At 46.5% G+C, this 22,684-nt stretch carries 17 protein-coding genes; 9 read left to right on the top strand and 8 right to left on the bottom strand.

What is annotated here, in order from left to right; translation table 11 throughout:
• Positions 1-24: 24 nt before the first annotated feature.
• Positions 25-1,422 (bottom strand): helix-turn-helix domain-containing protein, encoded by a 1,398-nt coding sequence (locus BLQ13_RS08665; protein ID WP_167375683.1) that lies wholly within the window; start codon positions 1,420-1,422, stop codon positions 25-27.
• A gap of 227 nt (positions 1,423-1,649) precedes the next feature.
• Complete coding sequence (locus tag BLQ13_RS08660; protein WP_090918161.1) at positions 1,650-2,936, bottom strand: hypothetical protein; 1,287 nt, start codon at positions 2,934-2,936, stop codon at positions 1,650-1,652.
• Between the two features lie 271 nt (positions 2,937-3,207).
• Between BLQ13_RS08660 and BLQ13_RS08655 the strand changes: the two genes are divergently transcribed.
• On the top strand, positions 3,208-4,197 hold the full coding sequence (locus BLQ13_RS08655) for a Gfo/Idh/MocA family protein (protein ID WP_090918456.1): 990 nt from the start codon (positions 3,208-3,210) through the stop codon (positions 4,195-4,197).
• A 13-nt stretch (positions 4,198-4,210) separates the two neighbouring features.
• Here BLQ13_RS08655 and BLQ13_RS08650 read toward each other — a convergent pair whose 3' ends face one another.
• From BLQ13_RS08650 to BLQ13_RS08640, 3 genes are all read right to left on the bottom strand, one after another.
• Positions 4,211-5,008 (bottom strand): MurR/RpiR family transcriptional regulator, encoded by a 798-nt coding sequence (locus tag BLQ13_RS08650; RefSeq protein ID WP_090918159.1) that lies wholly within the window; start codon positions 5,006-5,008, stop codon positions 4,211-4,213.
• A 77-nt stretch (positions 5,009-5,085) separates the two neighbouring features.
• The gene (locus tag BLQ13_RS08645) at positions 5,086-5,919 is read right to left on the bottom strand and encodes an ABC transporter permease subunit (RefSeq protein ID WP_167375682.1); all 834 of its coding nucleotides are present in this window, start codon (positions 5,917-5,919) and stop codon (positions 5,086-5,088) included.
• Entirely contained in the window at positions 5,912-6,814 is a 903-nt protein-coding gene (locus BLQ13_RS08640) for an ABC transporter ATP-binding protein (RefSeq protein WP_090918155.1), read from the bottom strand. The genes BLQ13_RS08645 and BLQ13_RS08640 overlap by 8 nt, the downstream gene beginning before the upstream one ends.
• Before the next feature lie 361 nt (positions 6,815-7,175).
• On the opposite strand from BLQ13_RS08640, the gene BLQ13_RS08635 reads away from it, so the two are divergent.
• Positions 7,176-9,011 (top strand): HSP90 family protein, encoded by a 1,836-nt coding sequence (locus BLQ13_RS08635; RefSeq protein ID WP_090918153.1) that lies wholly within the window; start codon positions 7,176-7,178, stop codon positions 9,009-9,011.
• The gene (locus tag BLQ13_RS08630) at positions 9,011-10,066 is read left to right on the top strand and encodes a hypothetical protein (protein WP_090918151.1); all 1,056 of its coding nucleotides are present in this window, start codon (positions 9,011-9,013) and stop codon (positions 10,064-10,066) included. The genes BLQ13_RS08635 and BLQ13_RS08630 overlap by 1 nt, the downstream gene beginning before the upstream one ends.
• Before the next feature lie 71 nt (positions 10,067-10,137).
• On the opposite strand, the gene BLQ13_RS08625 is transcribed toward BLQ13_RS08630, so the two are convergent.
• Genes BLQ13_RS08625 through BLQ13_RS08615 form a run of 3 tightly spaced genes read right to left on the bottom strand, consistent with a single transcriptional unit; the run spans position 10,138 to position 13,403 of the window.
• The gene (locus tag BLQ13_RS08625; RefSeq protein ID WP_090918149.1) at positions 10,138-12,363 is read right to left on the bottom strand and encodes a serine hydrolase domain-containing protein; all 2,226 of its coding nucleotides are present in this window, start codon (positions 12,361-12,363) and stop codon (positions 10,138-10,140) included.
• 49 nt (positions 12,364-12,412) lie between these two features.
• Positions 12,413-13,192, bottom strand: coding sequence for a DUF3169 family protein (locus BLQ13_RS08620; protein WP_090918147.1), 780 nt, complete (start codon positions 13,190-13,192; stop codon positions 12,413-12,415).
• Positions 13,176-13,403, bottom strand: a complete 228-nt coding sequence (locus BLQ13_RS08615; protein ID WP_090918145.1) for a helix-turn-helix transcriptional regulator — start codon at positions 13,401-13,403, stop codon at positions 13,176-13,178. Before BLQ13_RS08615 ends, BLQ13_RS08620 begins: the two co-directional genes overlap by 17 nt.
• A gap of 383 nt (positions 13,404-13,786) precedes the next feature.
• On the opposite strand from BLQ13_RS08615, the gene BLQ13_RS08610 reads away from it, so the two are divergent.
• The 6 genes from BLQ13_RS08610 (at position 13,787) to BLQ13_RS08585 (ending at position 22,589) form a co-directional block, all read left to right on the top strand.
• Positions 13,787-15,010, top strand: a complete 1,224-nt coding sequence (locus tag BLQ13_RS08610) for a DUF4367 domain-containing protein (protein ID WP_090918143.1) — start codon at positions 13,787-13,789, stop codon at positions 15,008-15,010.
• A gap of 379 nt (positions 15,011-15,389) precedes the next feature.
• Positions 15,390-16,577 (top strand): alanine racemase, encoded by a 1,188-nt coding sequence (gene alr / locus BLQ13_RS08605; RefSeq protein WP_090918141.1) that lies wholly within the window; start codon positions 15,390-15,392, stop codon positions 16,575-16,577.
• 259 nt (positions 16,578-16,836) lie between these two features.
• The gene (locus BLQ13_RS08600; protein ID WP_024630715.1) at positions 16,837-17,118 is read left to right on the top strand and encodes a CopG family ribbon-helix-helix protein; all 282 of its coding nucleotides are present in this window, start codon (positions 16,837-16,839) and stop codon (positions 17,116-17,118) included.
• A 3-nt stretch (positions 17,119-17,121) separates the two neighbouring features.
• Positions 17,122-17,472 (top strand): type II toxin-antitoxin system PemK/MazF family toxin, encoded by a 351-nt coding sequence (locus tag BLQ13_RS08595; protein WP_024630714.1) that lies wholly within the window; start codon positions 17,122-17,124, stop codon positions 17,470-17,472.
• 235 nt (positions 17,473-17,707) lie between these two features.
• On the top strand, positions 17,708-19,897 hold the full coding sequence (locus BLQ13_RS08590; protein WP_090918139.1) for an alpha-galactosidase: 2,190 nt from the start codon (positions 17,708-17,710) through the stop codon (positions 19,895-19,897).
• Positions 19,898-20,372: 475 nt separating this feature from the next.
• Positions 20,373-22,589: a Tex family protein gene (locus BLQ13_RS08585; RefSeq protein WP_090918137.1), complete on the top strand. Its 2,217-nt coding sequence runs from the start codon at positions 20,373-20,375 to the stop codon at positions 22,587-22,589.
• The last annotated feature ends 95 nt before the right edge of the window (positions 22,590-22,684 follow it).

Raw genomic sequence — 22,684 nt, 5'->3', positions numbered from 1 at the left:
CGTCAGGAAGGGTCCCTTTGCTTTTTATCGCCCGATGACACTCAAGTTTTCGTGTGCCAACGCCGTAGAAGGATGCATGACAACAGGCTTCAATAGGTTTTTCTTTTTCCGCTGTATATGTTGTGAGGGAATCCGCAATGTGGAGCCTTTGGCTTGTGAATGAATAAGCGGAGAATTCATTCGGTCTGTCCAAACGACATGCTTCCGGTCGCGACTCGATGTAAATGTAGAGGATGGAGCGACTTCCAACCGATGAAGTGCAAGTTCCTTGAAATTGTGCTTTGCTTGCTTCTCACGCCCGGTAAGCTCTGCCAACCGAATATGAGTCTCTTTCCAATCATCGGTCACCTCAACAATAACAACAGGAGCAATACCTTTCAGTTGATCAGTATAAGGTTGGCAGGAACCGTCACCAATAATTAGATCGGGTTTAGCCTTGCGAAGTTGTTCCAGTTGGTTCGTTAGATTACGTTCTTGCTCCGCTGTCTTCTTATTCTGACTATGGCCCAAATTCAGTGATTCAACTGGCTTCAATCCCAAGAAGTGTAGGTGCTCATCAAAGCCAGCGCTAGATATTGTGGCTACACGTAACCGATGTTTCTTCATATATATACTTGGCGCAATGCCAGTCATCTGCTTGAATTTACGACTAAAATAATATTCATTGCCATATCCAACGGATTCTGCAACCTCTTTGAGAACACAGTTTTCCTCTATCAGTTGCTTTTTAGCTTCTTCAATCCGTAGCCGATTGAGATAATCGGTAGGTGACATGCCTTTTGCTTTTTTGAAGCTGCGGGAATATGAGCTTGGGGTCAGTCCGGCGATTTTGGCCAGATGATCCATGCTAATACCTTCACTCATGAAACGACGCATATATGAAATGCTACGCTCCAGTGCAGGATCTACCTTTTCAAGGTTTTCTTCCAGTCGATGCTCTGACAGGAATTGTAGCAGTTCATGTAACTGACTATGTATGCTGACAAAATGATCTGCAAGTTCCCCTCGATAGGAATCATACAACTTGGCCATTCGTTCTGCTGCCTGCTGTTCATGCCGGATGCGCATTTTGCCAGCCTGCCATTCAAATGGAAGAGAGGAAGAAGCGGTCATTTTCCATTTGCCTCGTACTCGCTGCATATTGACTTGTTCCATACTTAACATAAGGAATTCAGTGATTCCTGAATGAGCCACTGCATCGATAGTCAAACCGGGTTTGATCAGAAACAGTTCACCAGCCTGTGCTTCGTAAACGATGTCATCCAGAACCAGAAGGCCGTTGCCTTTTAAAATAAGACAAAGTATGGGCCGGCTTACCGTGATGCCTTGTATACGGAAATTTTTCCCGCGACGTACTCGGCACATGGAAGAGAGTAGCGGTAAAGAAGAGGTTTCGGTTAATACGGGAAACGATTCATTCATACGGACCATCCTTTTGTCTTATTTTCTTAATGATAACAATTATCATTCTCAAATGGAAGGCGTTTTTGAAAAATAAATTCGACAAATCAGAAAACACGATAACAAAATGCAAATGTATAGGTTAAATGTAAGCACAAAAAAAGATGACACCCAGCACCAAAGCTGTAGAGCCATCTTATTCTTACATTATTAATCAAACCTGAAAATCTAACGAATCTGGAAAGGACTTAATTCAGTGTAATCAAAAGAATGTTGTCCAGGAATATATCACTTAATGCTTGTTGCCCTGTTCCATTGGACTCTGAATGATATAAACGGAATTCATCTTTCGCATGGATGTAGAAGATTCCTGGAACATCATCTCGCAAGTGGAACGTTTCCCATTCGTCAGCGGCTATTTTGCTTACTTTTAGAGATGGATTGACTGCATAAAGGCCGTTTTTTCCAGAAATGTAGGCAACATCCGGTTTATCATTCATCCATTGATTCGTAACGTAGGTTACGTTGCTCAAGTTGAGATTAGACGTTTTACTCACCTTGCTCGCAGTAACCGTTTTGGCGTACGCTTTTTGATCCGCATCAATGATTACCACCTTGTCTGTTCCAACTGCACTGACTTCTCGCACGCTTTTGGAGTGAAGTTGAAATGTTTTACCGGATGTTGTCAATGCATAAGCTTTGCCCAGGGTATAGTTATAATCCTTGTTGCTGTCCAGCTTAATACCACTATTGTACACATATAGATTGTTGCTCCAGCCACCGGAATAAACGGCATTTACATCAAGCTTGGCTTTTGCATTCACGGCCGCGCCTTTACCTGTGTTGTAGTTGGCCTTGTACATCACAATAGCTTTTGTAGAGTAATATTGCTCGTCAGGATTGGTGTTGACCATGAGTTGTAATTCATTTTTGGCAAAGTTCACAAAATAACGACTCTCTACAGCACCTTGGGCCAGCTTCTGTACGTTTCCAGTACCGTTTGATGCTTTGGAAGCCACCCACGTATTCCCGCCAACCAAGGTATTATAGTACACACGTCCTTTGGTCACGATTAGAAGTGGGTGGTCCGTATTAACTTTGTCCGCAATTTTGGTTGCAGATGATATACCTTGGTCGCCATTGGCACGATATATGCTTCCCTTGGAGTCTATGTAGTAGATAAATCCGTTATCCGCATAATAATTGATGACATCAGAAGCGAATGTCTCTGGTGCATCACTGGAACCGTCATTTGGAACGCGAAGTAATGTTGTGGAAGTAGAGGACTGAGTGTAGTAGAGATATGATCCCGCTGCAGTCAAATCTACGCCTTCAAAATCAATTAATACTTCTGCTGGATTGCTACTATCTCCGGATACTTTGTAAAGTACGCCATCAGATTCATAATAGACGGTTGACTGGCTTAGTGAAGCTGCTTGGGCAGCGGTTCCGCCTGTTAATGTAACTGCTGTAATGAGTGTAAATAATAGCAATGTACAGAGGGTGCGTTGTACGTATGTATACCCTGTTTTCATTCTTTCATCCTCCCCTTGGATATATATATATGTCGTCAATTTCTTATGTTATATCGGTAAACTATGGAATTTATGTTAGATCTAGAATGGGGATGAGAGCGGGGATAAAAGGAGAAAAAGCAAGAAAATGAAATTGAATTTCATACTCGGTTCAACTTGAAATCCATTTGCGCATGATGCTACCATTCTCGCCCTGAAATATTCTCCACCTAATTTGGTCGTGGTAACATGAATGTGACTGAACCATCAACGACAGGAGAGAAACGATATGATGAACATAGCAACCATAGGTACAGGTTCCATTGTAGATGCCATTTTATCCGCGATCAATGAACTGGAGGATGTCATGGTCACAGCGATGTACTCCCGTAAGAGAGAGACTGCGCAAGAGCTTGCAGGTAAAATTGGGATAAGTACAATCTATACAGACCTGGAATCCTTATTTTTGGATCAAAATGTAGATCTCGTTTACATTGCTTCGCCCAATAGTATGCATTATGAACAGGCCTATCAGGCACTTCAACATGGTAAACATGTTGTATGTGAAAAACCGTTCACGTCCACGCTTCAGGAAGCAGAAACGCTGATTGCACTTGCAAAAGAAAAGAACCTGCTGCTGTTTGAGGCCATCTCCAACATTCATTTGCCCAATATCAAAATCATCGAGGAGCAACTACCAAAGCTTGGTGCGATCAAACTGATTCAGTGTAACTACAGTCAATACTCCCGTAAATACAATGATCTTCTAGCGGGGCAGACACCGAACGTATTTAATCCCGAGTTCTCTGGTGGAGCGCTGATGGATATCAACATTTACAATCTGCATCTGGTTATGAGTTTGTTTGGCAGTCCGAATACCGTATCGTATACAGCGAATCAGCATGCGAACGGCATTGATACATCAGGAGTTGTGGTCCTCAAGTATCCCGAGTTCATTGCAGAATGTGTAGGTGCTAAAGATACGAATGGCATGAACTTTGTGCTCATCCAGGGAGAAAAAGGGTACCTTCAGGTTGTAGGAGGAGCGAACGGTTGCCGGGAAATCGAGCTTCAGATCGGGAAAGAGCCATCTGAGGAGTATAGTGCGCAGAACAAAGCCAATTGGCTGTACTATGAGTGGGAAGTGTTCAGAGATATTTATTTGGCTAAAAACTATAAGCGGTGTTATGAACTGCTTCAACACAGCCGTTCTGTAATGAACGTACTGGCGGAAGCTCGCAAAAATGCGGGAATTGTTTTTGCCGCGGACGCGGATAAATGATTAATGATAAATCTCAGTAGTTGTCGCTGATGCTCGCCATATACAGCATATCAAACAGATAGAGTACCGAGATCATGGAAGACATTTTGGATAACCTCAATTGTTCGTTATAACCATAGGTTAGCAGCGTTTCATCACAATGTCTGGACAGTGTTGAAAGATTGTTTTCGGTCACGGCGATAACTTTCCGTTGCATATTCTTCAGTACTCTGGCGGCTTCAATCATGGATGAGTTCTCTCCCGTATGAGATATGACAAAAGACAGGATGAACTGACTGGTATTCATTGTATTTAAATAATGCATGTTGGGACCATTGTGTGCTACCGCCGCAACGCCAAGCTCGTTCCATTTGGCGCAAGCCTGCTGTGCCAAATAATAATTCATATCGCTACCGTAGATATCGATACGTGCGGACTCTTTGACCCAATTCGCGATTCGTACTAAAACAGGAGCGTTTAACATACGGTGTGTCTCATCCAGCGCCTGGTGATATAGGTAGGGAACCGAGTCGATCGCAGCCAGTACATTGCCTTGTTCTGTGATTGTATGATCCGGCGTCCGTAAGGGGGAAGAGGGTTGTTGTTGATATTCAAGCGCAAGCTTTAACTGAAAGTCTGGGTACCCTTTGGTACCCAGCTTTTTGCATAGGCGAACAATAGTGGACGCACTTGTATAAGTCTGCTGAGCCAGTTCATAGGCTGTAGAGTGGAATACAACTTCGGGGTCGTTCAGGATAAAGTCCACAATATGCTTCTCCTGTGCCGTTAATGATGAAGCATATTTTAATTTCTGGAGTAGGTTGTATTCCATGCTGTTGTTCCATTCCTCTCTATAATCATCCCAAGTACATGTCTCCACATCATAACTCGCGTCTGTTTATTTCTCAATCAGATCTGACTCTCCGCAAGTTGCTGACGGCGGTTCCACATGGTTACGAGACGGAGTAAAATAAAGCTCGTGAGCAGCATCACTGCACCGGTGCCCAGCAACATCCATGGCCCAATCATTAACATGCCGGTAGCCTGACCAGCAATCAAGGCAATCAGGGGCAAGACAACAAGTCCGCCAAGCTGGTAAGCTTCCTGAAATCCCCGTACTTTAGCCGAGATCAGCACATTGAGGAGAATAACGGCTAAACTGCATGTAGGGACCACCCAAAGGATCAGAATGATCCAGTTCCAGTTCGGAAACATCAGTGTGCCGAAGATCGGGTACATCAGGATGTTGGCAATGACCCCATAGATGATGAAGGTCACCCAGGACAACAACACTGACGGAATGAAAGCAGCCAGAACTTTACCTCTAAACAGTGTACTCATGCTCATTGGTGTAAATAGCAAACCTTCCAGTGTCTTGCGTTCCTTCTCGCCAGCGAAACTGTTGGCAGTCAGGATGCTGGAAGCCATCACTGGAATGATGAGAAACAAGGGGGCGAACATATACAAGCCAAGAAAATAAACAATGCGTTGATTGTCTGTGCTCATGGTAGCAAGGGAGGGCATCTGTCCACTCTGAATGAGCTTGTCTAATGTGTCCAATACAACATTTAAGTTACTAATCGAGTGTAGGTCCACGCGGGATGCAACCCACAACATAGCAGAGGGAACAATGATTCCGATAATTAGCGGTACAATCAGCATAGGCAGCCATAGTTGCACACTGGATGTGACAGAACGAATATCTTTACGAATGAGTGCACGTATCGCTTGGCGATTATTCATGTGCATTCGCCTCCCTTATCGCAAAATAGATGCTTTCCAGATCATTACCTTCCATACGTGCCTGATAGACCTGACCATGCTCGGTCAGCTGCCGAAGCAACAACGGAATATGCTCTCGAGACGAGAGTTGGTATGTTGCTGTATGCGCTGTAACCGTCTCAGGCGAATAAATCCCCGTCTTCCAACCGTGTGGCATATCTGCTTCGACCTCTAGCCGCGGTGCTGATTGATAACGCTGAATGATCTCCTGTTCAGTCCCTTTCTCAACAACACGACCCTTTTCCATAAAAATATAATGATCACACACGGCGGAAAGCTGAGTAAGCACGTGTGAGGAGATGAGAATCGTCAGGTTCAGCTCCGTATTTAACTGACGAATGATACGAAGCACAGTCTGGATTCCGTCAGGATCGAGACCGTTGGTCGGCTCATCGAGAAACAAAATCGAAGGGCGGTGCAACAGCACCCGTGCCAGACCTAAACGTTTCTTCATCCCTGTGCTATAGGTACCGACCTTACGATGCTGGTAATCCTGAATCTCAAGGAGATGCACCAACTCGTCAATGCGTTCAGTTGCACGTTTTAGCCCAAAGGCATCCGAAAAAAACAGAAGATTATCCCGCCCACTCATATTTTCGTACAAGCCGCTTTGCTCGGTCAGTGTTCCGCAGATTCCCAGCACCTTTTCTGTTTCTATTGATGTATCCATGCCTTGGATGGTAACCTGCCCGCTGTTTGCGCCCAGAACTCCGTTCATGATCCGAATGAGGGTTGTTTTACCCGAGCCGTTTGGGCCAATAAGCCCGGTTATACTGCCCTGTTGAATCGTGAAGCTGACATCTTGCAGCGCTTGATGCTCCCCGAAATATTTGTTTATATTGAGAACCTCAATCATGTATAATCACCGTCCGTTTTCTAAATTTGATGATTATACGTCCAGCGGTGTCAGATCGTTCAACTAAGACTAAAGAAATATATTATTGCTTCAATAGTCCTGAAATCCTAGTGCATAATTCCCCGGGAAATTCCACCAAATCGGGTCTAAGGTTTGTTTTTTTGACAGGCTGTACAATGTATCCTTGAAAAGAAGGTATGAAGGCCGTTTGATTGCTGTTTCATTGCTATAGATAATGGAGTAATAGAGTATAGGCCGATATATACATAATGAGTTCGTCTAACACATCCATTTATTCAGTGTGAAGATGTTAAAGCCGGCTAAGTGTTGTGTTAGATCCAAAGGAAAGGTGAAGTGGTTTATGAGTACACCCAATGAATATCGCTTTCAGGTGAACCTGAGCGGAATGATCCAAATTTTATCGAATCATTTATACAGCAGTCCAAAAGTTTTTCTGCGTGAGCTTATGCAGAATGCAACAGATGCGATTACGGCACGCAAGGAAGTGGAACCGGGATATCAGGGAGAAGCTCGTATTGAGCTAACAGGAACCGGAGATCAATTGACGATGATGGTGGAGGACAACGGAGTTGGTCTGACCGAAGCGGACATCCATGAATTTCTAGCGATGATTGGACAATCCTCAAAGCGGGGACAACAGGAATTGCTGGATGGAGAGACATCGTTTATTGGGCGTTTTGGTATTGGTCTGCTGAGTTGTTTCATGGTCAGTCATGAGATCGTCATGCTGACTCAATCGGTGAAGGGCGGCCCTTCCATGGAGTGGCGCGGCAAGCCGGATGGTACGTATACGATCAGGCAGCTGGACACGCAATTGTCTCCCGGAACGAAAGTATACCTGCGTTGTACGCCGGAGGCGGCACACTACTTTGAAGCGGAGTATGTGAAAGAAGCTTTATTTTATTATGGTGCGCTTCTTCCATATCCGGTCACGTTGATTCATGACGGGAAGCAATCTGTAGTTAATCAGGATTCTCCGATCTGGTTAACACGTCCAGAGCTTGCTCGTTCCTGCCGTGCGGAAGTGCTTGCCTTTGGTGAACGTCTGCTTGGGGAGAAATTCCAGGATTTCATCCCGCTGACAACGGCTTCGGGGCGCACGGGAGGCATTGCCTATGTGTTGCCGCACGCCGTGAATTTGAATGCCAAGCGTTCTCACCGGGTCTATCTGAAGCGAATGCTTATTTCGGAGAAGGCCGAGAATATTTTGCCGGAATGGGCGTTCTTTGTAAAATGTCTGATCTGGACCGACGAGCTGCAGCCGACAGCTTCAAGAGAGCATTTTTATGAAAATGAAAAGCTGGAAGAAGTGCGCTCCGAGCTCGGAGACGCCTTGCGGATGGGACTTACCGAAATGGCTGAACAGCAGACTGAACGTCTACAGAAGTTGATTCGTCTGCACGCCCTTTCGATGAAGGCGCTGGCTGTTCAGGATCAGGAATTTTACGCGATGATTCACCGCTGGTTGCCTTTCGATACAACGCGAGGACACCGGGAACTGGGTGAACTGATTGATGAAGGAGAGACACTGTACTATACCAGTACCATTGATGAATACCGCCAGATCCACCATGTGGCTTCTGCACAGTCCATGCTGGTCGTTAACGCAGGTTACATCTACGATAAAGAACTGATGGGGATGCTGCCTGTCATACTGAATAACGTAGAGACCGAGCGTATTGAACCAGATGAAGTATCGATGACATTCACGGATGTTGCACCGGCTGAACGTAACCAGTATTATGATGCGCTACGCCTGGCAGATTCGGCATTACAACGTTTCCGCTGCCGCGCAGAAGTGAAAGGATTCAAGCCCGCTGACTTGCCGGTGTTGTTCACCCTTTCGCAGGAATCATCCACGCTGCGTGCGCTGGAAAAAGCGAGCGAAGAGAGCACAGACTTATTTTCCTCTGTTCTTGGGTCGTTGTCATCAGGTATTAATTCGGCAGGGTACTCGACGTTGTATCTGAATGTGAACAATCCGATCATTAAACGGGTGTTGACGTCACCAGATAATCAGATGACACCGATTGCTATTGAAATGTTGTATGTCAATGCACTGATGATGGGGCATTATGCAATGAACAAGCAGGAGCTTGAAGTATTGAACCAGGGAATTGTACGGTTTATTGATTGGGGTTTAAGCGCAAATACGAATCATGAGGGAGATGCCTGATGAAGACAGAGATGGAATTCGAAGATTTGATGGAAGAGGCCTATCAGCTGCCGAATGGTTCCGCAAAGCTTGGTTTTTTGGAGGAAGCAGCGCGGGTGGCTGATCTCAATGGTATGGTTGAGGAGGCATACGAAGCACGTTCAGAGATTGTGGATGTCGCCACCTTCTGTGGATATCCGATGAAAGCTTTGATCGCTTTCTCCTGGCAACTAGGCAAGTTTGATCAGCAACCAGAGCTGTATGATGAAGAAACGTTATTGTGGTCTTATAAATGGATTCTTGGCAAAATGCCCGATTTCCCGGAAATCTCACGTGAAAAGATCATGGAGCTGCTCGAGGATTTCGGAGCAAGGTTTAAGTCCTATGGGTACAGCGAGCGTTCTTACTGGTACTACCGTTTCCGCATTTTTATGGATTTCGGAGAGCTGGAAGAAGCGGGGCGCAGTTATGACAAGTTTAGAGCGTTAGACCGTGACTTCATGAGTGACTGCGAGGCGTGTGAGCAGGACGAGATTCTGCGTTATTTTATGTTAAAAGGAGACGACGAGAAGGTGCTGGAAGTCGCCAAGCCGATTCTCAAAGGACGCATGAGCTGTGCGGAGATCCCACATCTGACCTTATCCGAAGTTCTGATGCCACTGTATCGTCTGGGACGGAAGGATGAGGCAGATAAACATCAGGTTAAAGGATATCGTTTAATCAAAGGTGAGAATGATTTCGTGCAGAGTTTTTCCGAGCAGATGGAGTATCTCGCACTTACGAATCCGTCCAAAGGGATTGATATCCTTGAAGAAACACTGGTGCTTGCAGCCGATCATGAAGATGCGTATGCCAAAATGATGTATTATGCGAAGGCAGCTTTGTTATTGCGGCGCTGGGCTGAAGAAAAGGACTCAGAAGGGTATCGTCTGCGGCTGCCAGCTTCCTTCTCGTATGAGGGAGATCCGGGAAACCTACTCAAACTTGCAGATTATTTTGAAGAGTATGCCCAGGCTACCGCAGCCAAGTTTGATCAGCGCAACGGAAACACACATGTATCCTCATTAATTGCATAATTCAAAAGGCTTGTTCGTAAAGGAGAAATCCTTTCGAACAAGCCTTTTTGTCATTTACTTGTATAGCATAATTATTGAACGGTTGTTGCTGGAGGAGCGCTTTCTGTCGCTTGATTAGGCGCATTCTCAGCTTTGCTCTCTGGCGTCGCGGCTTCTTTAGTATTCTTCTCAGATCCTGCCTGCTCTGGTTGCTGTGCAGCCATCAATTCAGCGACAATACGATCAGTAGGCTGTGTGATTAACGCATACATGATCGCAGCGTGTTCCTGACGAATGAGAGGTTTGCGTGAGAGGTAATCTGCAGCATTGTCCTCCAGCATTTTGACCTCAGGGCCGTAGATACCCAGCTTCACCATCATTTGCACTGCAGGCACAGCCCAAGCATCTGTGTGGCCTGCAAGTTTAACGTCCTTAAACAGTTCGCTTGGATACTGCAGCTGAAATACTCTCCATATCATAACTGCTGCTTCTTGCCGAACAATGGCTTGATCGGGTTTAAACTGTTTCTCGTCTGCACCTGTAATCATACCCATTTCATAAGCAAGCTGGATATAACCAGCTGAGGCATGGGTAGCCCAGTCGGTGTCAGCAGGTGCTGGTGTTTTGCTAGGCTTGAGTCCACTTAATTTAAGAATATCCTCGATAAATTCCGCACGAGTTACAGTCGTTTTAGGCTTGAAAGACTGGTTAGCTTCATTTTCGAAATATCCAAGCGATTGCAAGCTATGGATCGCTTGAGCATAAGGATTGCTCTTCTTAACATCCAGGAAGCCCGCCGCTTTTTGCCCTTTTTTGGCATATCCGAATGGGTTGAGATACGGCTCTCTCATGTAGGTTGTTCCATCTTCATAGGTTTTGAAGGCTGTGAACTGTCCTGTTAATTCATCCGTGAACAGATTGTCTTCCACTTGAATCAGCTTACGTTCACCCAGATACGGATCACTAATGCTTAATTGACTTGACGTTTCACCGCCAGTTTGCAGTTTGCTGATAAGTGCACTGATCCGAAGGTCGGCATAAAAACCGTTGAGACGTTGCAACTCTTCCGCGGATTGTGGCGTGTATTCCTTAAATTGTACCGGTTTAGCGTACTGCGGGAAGAAGTTCTGAATAAAAGCTTGGTAGAGCAGATTACGAAGAGCTCCATTCTGATTATAGGTCAGGAATACGCCTGTGTTCTGCTCAGGAATAAAAAATAGATAAGAGCTGTAACCTGACAGGTCGCCTGCTTTGGTAATTACTTTGGAACTGCTTCCCGCCCCAGGGAGCTGAAATGGTGCTTCGAATCCGTACGTGCTATCCGGCAGCAACGGGTGAATGGAAGAGCGATACTGCTCCATACTTTTCACGGTTGCTGGTTTCAAAATCTGCTGGTTATCTTTCTTGCCGTCATTCAGAAAGGCAATCATAAACTTGCCGATGTCATCCGCGGTAGACAGCATGCCACCCTGTGGCAATGGATTGGGATCAATGAAGTACATGTCAACCGGATTGTGAGCTGCATCATAACCAGTGGCAAGCTGTTTCTGGAATTTTTCATCTAGCATAAAACTGCTGTTGTTCATGCCTAAAGGCTTAAAGATGTGCTCTTGCATGTACGTTTCAAACGGCTCGCCGCTGACATTTTCGACGATCAACCCGAGTAGCAAAAACGAGAAGTTATCGTACATGTAGGCGCTACCAGGCTTTCGCACAACAGGAGGCATATGCTTCTCGGCGTATTCCTCCATCGTTATGTACTTGCCTTGGTCTGTGTGGATGTCTTCCGGCTGTGGATCACGGATTTCAAACCCGGTGGTGTGGGTCAACAGATGTTCTACGGTTACTTCCGCATCGAACGGATTCTCGAAGTGCAACCCCTTCACATAGGTCTGAAAATCAGCCTTCAGGTCGACCTTGCCTTGTTCAACAAGCTGCATGACCGCAGCAGCTGTGAAGGTTTTGGAGACTGAAGCGACACGAAAAGCGGTGTTTTTCGGATCGACAGGTGTTTTTTTGTCCAGATCGGCATGACCGTATCCTTTTTCAGCAATAACTTGACCATCCTTTACAACGACGACAGACGCACCAACGTAATGTGGTTTGGTTTCAGATGAGGCGAAGAACTTATCCAGAAAAGCATTAGCCGATTCGGTATTCAGTGTTACAGGCTGTTTCGAGCCGTCAGAGTCAGGGGCTGTTGCCCCGGTCTGAGCCTGAACCTGGGGAGCCCAGAGGCTTAAAGAAAGAACAAGTGCCATACATGCGCTGGTCAGGGCGCTCCATTTGGACCGGGTATTTCGGTTGAATAAATACACATCATCACTCCTTTAGTCATTTTTACCAAAGTAGGTAGTTCACTGTGTATTACTGCTTCTGAGCACGATAAGTTTCACGAAAATAAACGCCGATGTTGATGATCCAGATGACTGACAGCAGTATGATCGGGAAAGCGGCAAAGGAATATAAGATCGAATATACGACTAAAGCGGCCATGCCGACGCCAAGCAGGAGATTCATCATCTGAAACGAGCGATAGGCTGCACGATACACGATCCATTTTTCGCCTTCATCCAGCTTTTCGAAGTGATTTTTCTGCATGTTGCGGGAGTTCAAGTCCAGTGCGCGATCAGGGAAGTAGCGATTGTAACGTTTGATCGTCACGCTCTGCAGGACAACGACGATGATTACAGCGATGCAGGCGGCGACCAAATTTCCAAGCGTAAACAGATTGCTAGACTTGGGCAAGTCTCTACTCGATGCGTATAACGACAAGGCAAGGGCGACCCATGCAAATGAAGTAATCACACTGAACGTGCTAAGCATCATGGCGCTTCCAAGTGAACGTTCAGCCGGAGACATCAAGGAGGGATGGTCACTTATATCATCCGCTTCTTCTTCTTCAGGACGGGCAGAGGGGGTACGAGCCAGACTAATGCTGTTCCAAATGGTCATAACAAGCACCACCAGAGCGATCAGGGCAAATAGCAGGTCGTAATCGTAATAAACGGATAGGGTCCAGTTCAGATCAGAAGGAAGCTTGGTGAACGCGGCTGAGGAAATAAATCCGACAACAGCACCGCCAGCGGCATAGAGCGGAAGACGCATTCTTCTTTTTTTGGATGAGGTATTAGCGGTTTGATTCATCTATATTTCCACCTTTCAATTCAAATATTTTTTCAACAGATTCGCCGAACACATGAGCTATTTTTAATGCCAGAACGACCGAGGGAGAATAATCTCCACGTTCAATCAGAGCAATAGTTTGCCTTGATGCGCCGATGAGCTTCGCCAGTTCTGCCTGAGACAATCGGTCTCTGGCTCGTAACTCCCGAACGTGATTGTGTAATTCTTCCATGTACTCACCTCCATGAATATAATGTATATGATAATCGACTAAATGTAAAGTATAATATACAAAATGAATATGATTATTTACTTTTTATGATGATGCATAAACTCAAATAAACGTAAAAAGAGCCCCGAAAAGCTCTCAAAACTTACGTGGCCGAGCATCTATTTGATAGGGGTGAAGTCTGGAAGCTTCCTGCAACTGACTTGTCTGAGTCTGTAGTTAAGGCTGTGGGACAACAAAAATCCGTTTCAACAACGTTTCATGCCATGCTTGTCAAACTAGTCCGCATATATCGAACAAGTCCCTCATAACATGTACTAATCAAGTAGGGGTTCTGCTGTACGCACAATCCTGAAGTGAAAACATGTGCTAAAGGGGATGATGTCATGCGCCGAATATCATGGATGCTTGCCATGGTATTGGTCTTATCGGCCTTACTTGCCGCCTGCGGGAAGAAGGATGCGGCAGCTGTGGTCAAAGATCTGAACGAAGTCGTTGGAGAGATGGAAAGTTACCAGGGAGCAGGCGTTATGACGCTGCATACCGGAGAAACACCGCAGCAGTACAAGGTCGAGGTATGGCATCAGAAGCCTTCGTATTACCGCATTGCGTTAACCAATGCTAAGAAAGATGTTACGCAAATTGTACTTCGTAACGATGAAGGTGTGTTTGTACTGACACCGAGCCAGAATAAAAGCTTCCGTTTCCAAAGTGATTGGCCAGATAACCAGGGTCAGGTTTACTTGTATGAAACGTTGATCCGAAGCATTACAGGGGATACGACCCGTCAGTTTGCAGATGAAAAGGAAAGCTATGTATTCGATGTTGCTGCCAACTACAATACACATGCTCTCGTAAGACAAAAAATCTGGCTGAACAAGAGTGATTACGCACCAAAACAAGTAGAGGTGTCCGACTCTAATGCCAATGTGGTGGTGGACGTGAAGTTTGACAGCTTCAAGTTCGGAGCCGAATTTGGAAAAGATGCCTTTGATATGCAACGCAACATGACGGCTGCAACAGAAGAAGGGAATAAGGCAGGAACAGATGCAGGTGCTGCTCCAGCCGAGAAAACCGATGACACCGCCGGACAACAGCCTGCTAATCCTCAGGCTACGCCAGGCTCCGAGGGAACCGGGGGAGCTGTTGATGGGCAGACAGGCGTAAGTGAGGGGACGGATCAACAAGGAACACAAGGAGCAGAAGGTTCAGAAGGGGCAGCAAGTGGGCAGGGTACCGAAGAACCTACTGTGGCTGAACCGCAAGAAGCAGAGAGCTTTGGTGTTATTCAACCGACATATGCGCCGGAAGGTGTCAAGCTGAAGGATGATCAGATTCTGGAAGAAGCCGGGGATTATTCCGTTCTGCTTCGGTATGAGGGAACCTATAATTACACCATATTTGAAGCAAGACCTCAGGATCGTGCTGTATCCCTTGCCCCTTCCCGTCTGGTTGATCTTGGATTTACAGCGGGTATGATTAGCGGAGATGCTTTGCAGACGCTGACCTGGACTTCCGATGGCGTGGAATACCGAATTACAAGCGCGGATCTACCTGAGAATGAGATGGTACGTATAGCGACCTCCATGCAGGAAGAGTCAGGTAAATAAAACGAGAACGCATAGCCGTGCTATCCCAAGGAATGATATAGAGCATCGGAGAATTCAATTCTCCGGTGCTTTATCTATTTTTACAGTACCCAAGAACATGCCTAGTTCAGTCTAAAAATACAAAATACGCTTCTACGCGCAGTGAACCGGGTAATAAGCTGATGTAAGCAAGTTATATACAGCTGTATATTGAGACCCAAGCGGACTGTAATAACTGTGCTTATCGGCCGTCTTCTGCACTTGATTATGATTCTCTGCAGGCTATTACAGCATATGATCTGAGAAGCGAAATTTCTGCTTATTTGACAGTGACATGCTGGGGCATTACGATGGAGTCTGACGTGAGCCGGATTAAGAAGATTAGAGAAGGTGACTTAACGTGCAAGGACAATATCGGCCGACTCAGGCGGAGATCAATCTGGATCATTTGCGAGGCAACGTAACCGCCTTTCGTAAGGCGTTACCTCAGGGTACGAGATTTCTCGCTTGTGTAAAGGCCAACGCTTACGGGCATGGTGCAGTAGAGACAGCCAGAGAATTGGAACGAGTAGGCGTGGATTATTTAAGTGTAGCGTTCCTGGACGAAGCTCTTGAACTGCGTCTGCACGGCATCACAAGCCCGATTCTGGTATTGGGGTATACGCCGCCTGAAGGAGTCGCTGTAGCGTGGCAACATGATGTGACGATTACATTGTTTAGCAGAGAAGTGCTTGAGGCTATCAAACAGGTGAATCCAGGCACATTCGCAAATCAGCTGAAAGTTCACATCAAGATCGACAGTGGCATGGGCAGATTGGGTCTGCTACCTGGCAATGAGGCCATTGACTTTATACAAGAGGTTTCCTCACTTGATCAGGTAATGCTGGAAGGTATGTTTACTCACTATGCCAAAGCAGATGAAGAAGACAAGACCTATACACTGGAACAGTATCGACGGTTTCAGAGCGTTACAGAGACGCTTCGGAATCAGGGATGTGTCATCCCGATTATACATACGGCGAACAGTGCCGCTACTATTGATACACCTGAATTATCCTATGGTATGGTACGTGTGGGCATAAGTCTGTATGGACTGTATCCTTCGGTAGAGGTGAATCATCAGGTAGTGAAACTGCTCCCGGTAATGACACTGAAGACAAAAGCGGTTCTGGTCAAAACACTGCCGTCCCATTGGGGAGTCAGTTATGGAACCCGTTATTTTACACATGAAAATGAACGAATAGCGACCTTGCCTATCGGCTATGCAGACGGATTCTCAAGAATGCTGACAGGCAAAGCACAAGTGCTTGTACGTGGCCGCCGCGTTCCTGTCGTTGGTACGATCTGCATGGATCAGTGTATGGTGTCGCTACAATCTTTCGCAGAAGAAGCGGAAGCAATTCAAGCCGGCGAAGAGGTTGTTCTCATCGGTCACCAGTCTGGTGGTGTAATTACCGCTAGTGAAGTGGCAGACCAGCTTGGTACGATTCACTATGAAGTGATCTGCATGATGGCACATCGTATTCCTCGGGTCTATACCCGGGGAGGAGAGGTAGTCGCCAGAATCAATCCCCTTTTGACAACGTAATTCGCAAATTGGACACGATTACCAGTAAAGTTTTTTTCAGAACAGAAGGAATACTGTCGCAGTATCTCGAAATATGTACGTTGTCAGGAATTAAATCCTGAAATGCGATGTTTAGTCTGTACGAATAATGATTCCCGTGTTTATAATGGAGTACAGCATACTTGATATACGCGGGGCATATATATTCCTTTGTATAAAAGTTCTGGAAAAGCGTAATACTGGTTCACAATGGCGAAAGGTTTGTGGGGGTGGAAGAAAGGTGGCCAACTTGCAGAACACCAAGCGGATTATGATCAGTTTGCCTGATTATCTTTTGCAGGAAGTGGATGGCATCGTAGCGCTGGAGAATTCCAACCGCAGCGAATTGATTAGGCAAGCAATGAAGCTGTACTTGACTGAACGGAAGAAACGTTATATCCGTGAATCAATGCAGCGAGGGTACATGGAGATGGCGAAAATTAACCTGACCATGGCATCCGAAGCCTTTCACGCGGAGGAAGATGCGGACAGCACTCTGGACCGCTTAGTTAGCGGGGTGTAGACAGTGATCGTAAAACGTGGTGACGTTTTTTTTGCGGATCTTTCTCCCGTTGTCGGTTCTGAGCAAGGTGGCGTCAGGCCGGTTCTGGTCATCCAGAACGATATCGGCAACCGGTTCAGTCCAACCTGTATCGTGGCGGCGATTACCGCCCAGATTCAGAAGGCAAAGCTGCCGACGCATGTCGAGATTGATGCAGCGGCGCATGGCTTTGACCGGGACTCGGTAATTTTGCTCGAACAGATTCGGACGATCGATAAGCAGAGGCTGACCGACAAGATTACGCATTTGGACGAGGAGACCATGAAATTGGTCAACGAGGCCTTGCAGATCAGCTTGGGTTTAATCGATTTTTAGGGTAAAGCGTAGCACTTGATGTGCTTGCTCGCCTGTCTGTTGACAACGGATGTTCCTGTGAGGGAACACACAATTTCAGAATGTAATCTTAAGAGCGTACGATACCTTTATGGGTGTTGTGCGCTCTTTTGATTAAGACTTGGTGAAAGCGTAGAACATTGATGATCTTTTCGTTATAATGGAACCTGAGAAACCGTTTACCCGAAAGACATATATAGATAGATGGAGGAGACATATGAGCATTTACATCAATCAGGAGAAACTTCAGTTTCATTTACAGACCCGCGAGGCGAGCTACGTATTTCAGGTATTGCCTTCGGGGTATTTGGTGCATTTGTATTATGGTAAAAAACTGCGTGATACCGACCTGAGCTGGCTTCATGTTCGGACGGAAAGAGCATCCTTTAGTCCAAATCCGGTGCCGGAGGATCGTACGATTTCGTTTGACACCCTGCCAGTGGAACTTCCGGTCTATGGAACGAGCGATTTCCGCAACCCGGCCATCCAGCTGGAACTGGAGAATGGTTCAACGGTATCCGAGTTTACGTATACAGGCCATCGTTTGGTCAAGGGAAAAGAGGCGTTAACGGGACTTCCGGCAACGTATGTAGAATCCGAAGATGAAGCGGATACGCTTATTATTGAAATGCAAGATCAGGTGTCGGGTGTGAAAATTGAGTTAACGTATACTGCGTTTACTGCCTTTAACGCCATTACACGCTCGATGCGTATCGTGAATGAGAGCGCTAACGTGGTAAATGTACTGCGAGCACTCAGCTCGTCTGTAGACCTGCCACATGCAGATTACGAATTGCTGCAACTCTCGGGTGCTTGGACTCGTGAACGTGACATCGTTCGTCGTCCACTCGCTTCCGGATTGCAAGGAATTGAGAGCCGCCGTGGCTCCAGCAGTCACCAGCAAAACCCGTTCATTGCCTTGATGACACCGGGAACGGATGAAGATCAAGGTGAAGTGTATGGATTCAGTTTAGTATATAGCGGTAGCTTTACTGCACAGGCAGAAGTGGATCAGTTCTATACCACTCGTGTATCTGTTGGTATTAATCCGTTTGAGTTCAGCTGGAAGCTTGAACCGCAGGAGTCGTTCCAGACACCTGAGACTGTTATGGTCTACTCGGCTACGGGCCTGGATGGCATGTCTCAATCCTACCATGAATTGTACCGCGAACGTCTGGCACGTGGACAATTCCGCAATGCTGAGCGTCCTGTGCTGGTTAACAACTGGGAGGCAACGTATTTCGGATTTAATGCCGATAAGATTGAGCAGATCGCACGTGCAGGGCAGAAGCTCGGCATTGAGTTGTTCGTGCTGGATGACGGTTGGTTCGGTCACCGGGACAGCGATAATTCATCCTTGGGCGACTGGATTGTGGACAAAAACAAGTTGCCTCAAGGACTGGATGACTTGGCTAACCGTGTCACAGGTCTGGACATGCAGTTCGGGCTATGGTTCGAGCCAGAGATGATCTCCCCGGACAGTGAGCTGTATCGTAAGCATCCGGACTGGTGTCTGCATGTGCCTGATCGCCGCCGTACCGAAGGAAGACAGCAACTTGTGCTCGACTTCTCCCGTCAGGATGTGCGTGACGAGATCGTTCGGATGTTGTCCGATGTTCTGGGCTCTGCACCGATCACTTATGTGAAGTGGGACATGAACAGGAACATGACAGAGGTCGGCTCTGCATTGCTTCCGGCGGACAGACAGCGCGAAACGGCGCACCGTTATATGCTCGGACTGTACGAAGTAATGGAGCGTATCGTTACCTCCTTCCCGCATATTTTGTTCGAAAGCTGCTCTGGCGGAGGCGGACGTTTTGACCCGGGCATGCTGTATTACATGCCTCAAGCATGGACCAGTGATAACACGGATGCGATCTCCCGTTTGCGGATTCAATATGGAACAAGCCTTGTATATCCTGTAAGTTCCATGGGTTCACATATTTCGGCTGTGCCAAACCATCAGGTGAACCGGATCACTTCTTTGGAGATTCGCGGTCATGTTGCGATGTCGGGCAACTTTGGATATGAGCTGGATCTGACGAAGTTTACAGACGAAGAGAATGCAGTTGTAAAAGCACAGGTAGAACTATACAAGGAAATTCGCAGTACGGTACAATACGGAACCTTCCGTCGTCTACTCAGTCCGTTTGAAGGCAATGAAACGGCATGGATGTTCATTGCACCAGATGGCGGTGAAGTGATTGTATTCTACTTCCGTGTACTCTCTGAACCGAATGCACCGCTTCAACGTCTGAAGCTGAAAGGGCTTGATCCAAATGCGGATTACCGCCTGAAAGGCGGCTCAGAGACGTTTACAGGCGATGCCTTGATGTATGGGGGTATTGCTGTAGGTAGTGAGTCTGGAGACTACCTGAGCGAAATGTTCCGGTTTGAGCGGGTGTAAATAAGTTGAACTAGAGATTTTACACAGTCACTCCGATGACAGAATAACCTTCCATTCGCTGTTATCCCCAGATTTTTTGATTCCCTTTTCCAAAGGGGAAAATCCGGGGATAAAGGCGAACGCTTCGCTTTTCCAGGTTTTTTCTGTCCCCTCCGTTAACGTGTAAAAGAAACTCTCAACTTATTTAGATGAATTAGATATTTTTTAAGAAGACCAGGGGATGTCATGATGACGTTCTCGGTCTTTTTTTTCGTTCAACGGGGAAGGATGTTAGGAGTGCAATAACGCAAATGACAGACGTGTCATAGGAATGATAGAAATTTCAACGTGATTTTGTGATAATATAGAGAAGAGTGTTATTTAGAGCTTGAAAAGCTTGAGATCAACTTCGGATGATCGACCATACTGTTATTATGCAGCACAGCTGCCCTGAAATGAGTATTATGCACGATTCAGGAAGGAAAGAGGGATTTATTTGTCTGAACAGGAAACGGTTCTGGAACCCAATGAAGAAACATTAAAGGCGGAACGCCAAGAACGAATCATCAAACAGGTAGCCAAGGAACTGTCACTGTCCTTGAAGCAGATTCGCACCACATCGGAGCTTCTGGACGAAGGCAATACGATTCCGTTTATCGCCCGCTACCGTAAAGAAATGACTGGAGAACTGGATGAGAACCAGCTGCGGCAGATTGAAGAACGCTTGGTGTATTTGCGTAATCTGGAAGACCGTAAACTGGAAGTTATCCGTATTATAGAGGAACAGGGCAAGCTGACCAAAGAGCTGGAGAAATCCATTAAGCAAGCTGTCAAGTTGCAGGAAGTAGAGGATCTGTACCGTCCTTACCGTCAGAAACGTAAAACGCGTGCCAGTGTAGCCAAGGAAAAAGGTCTGGAGCCGCTCGCCGTATGGATCTGGGAACAGCCGAAACAAGGAGATGCACTTCAGGAGGCTGCGCGTTATATTAATGCAGAACTCGGGGTGGAGGATGCAGAGTCGGCCCTTCAAGGGGCTAAGGATATTCTCGCTGAAAATATTGCCGATGATGCGGCTATTCGCGCCTGGATTCGCAGATATACACTGGATCACGGCATGCTGACTTCAGAAGCCAAGGATACGGAGCAAGAGTCAGTATACGAGAACTATTATAGTTACCGTGAATTAGCCAAAAAGATGCCGCCGCACCGCATTCTTGCGATTAACCGCGGGGAACGGGAGGGTATTCTCAAGGTTGGACTAGACGTGCAAGCCGAACCAGCTCATCGCCATATGGAAAGCCAGATTATTCGTGGTGCTTCTGCGGTGCAAGATATTTTGCGTGCCGTCGTCGAAGATGCGTACAAACGTCTGATTGCACCGTCCATTGAACGTGAAGTGCGTGCCGAGTTGACGGAAAAAGGGGAAAATCAGGCGATTTCGGTGTTCTCCGCGAATCTTCGTAACCTGCTGTTACAGCCGCCGATTCATGGCAAACGTGTACTGGGTGTCGATCCGGCATACCGGACAGGCTGTAAACTGGCAGTTGTCGATGATACAGGGAAATTGCTCGAAGTAGCTGTAACTTACCCGACACCTCCGCATAACAAGAAGCATGAAGCGGCTGAAGTGTTCCATCGGATGATCAAGCAGTACGATATTGGATTGATCGTTATTGGTAACGGGACAGGGTCGCGTGAGACAGAGCAGTTTGTAGCCGAGATCATTCAGGAGAATGGCGATGACAGTCTGGTTTATCTGATTGTGAACGAGGCTGGTGCAAGTGTGTACTCTGCATCCAAGCTTGCCCAAGAGGAATTCCCGGATCTGGATGTTGCCGAGCGTAGCGCGGCTTCTATTGCTCGCCGGGTACAAGACCCGCTGGCTGAACTCGTTAAAATTGATCCAAAAGCGATTGGCGTCGGCCAATACCAGCATGATGTATCCCAGAAGGTTCTGGAAGAGAGCTTGAAGGCTGTCGTAGAATCCGCAGTTAACCATGTTGGCGTGGATGTTAATACGGCTTCACCTTCCTTGTTGTCTTATGTTGCTGGTGTTAATGCAACTATTGCCAAAAACATTGTCAAATATCGTGAAGAGAACGGCCGTTTCACAAGTCGTCGCCAGTTGCAGAAAGTGCCCCGTTTGGGCGCAAAAACATATGAACAATGCGTAGGCTTCATGCGTATCTCTGAAGGGGAGAATCCACTGGATCGTACGCCAATTCACCCTGAATCGTATAAGGTGGTTGATCAGCTCTTCAAAGAGCTTCAGGTCGAGCTGGACAAACTCGGAAGCAAAGAACTGTCTGTACTTCTGTACGAACAGCAGACAGAACAGTTGGCCGTTAAACTGAATGTCGGTGTGCCTACACTACGCGACATTCTGGACAGTTTACAGCGCCCGGGTCGTGACCCTCGTGAAGAGATGCCGCTGCCGATTTTCCGCACCGATGTACTCAAGATTGAAGATCTGGTGGAAGGTATGGAACTGCAAGGTACCGTTCGAAATGTCATTGACTTTGGTGCCTTCGTTGACATCGGCATCAAAAGTGATGGGCTTGTCCATATCTCTCAATTGAGCAATGGGTACGTTAAACATCCGATGGATGTTGTTTCCGTTGGTGATAATGTGACCGTCTGGGTGATGAATGTAGATACGAAAAAAGGTCGTGTTGGCCTGACGATGAAAAAACCTGCATCTGCAAATTCGTGATTAATTATCGCGTTTTGGCATCATGATGTGATGTCAAACTAAACGTCTGTAGACGTATATACGTGTAAACGTATAATGGGACAGCCTTCCGCATT

The sequence above is a fragment of the Paenibacillus polysaccharolyticus genome (assembly GCF_900102085.1).
Taxonomy (GTDB): Bacteria; Bacillota; Bacilli; order Paenibacillales; family Paenibacillaceae; genus Paenibacillus; species Paenibacillus polysaccharolyticus.
This window is presented reverse-complemented; position numbering and strand designations above follow the sequence as displayed.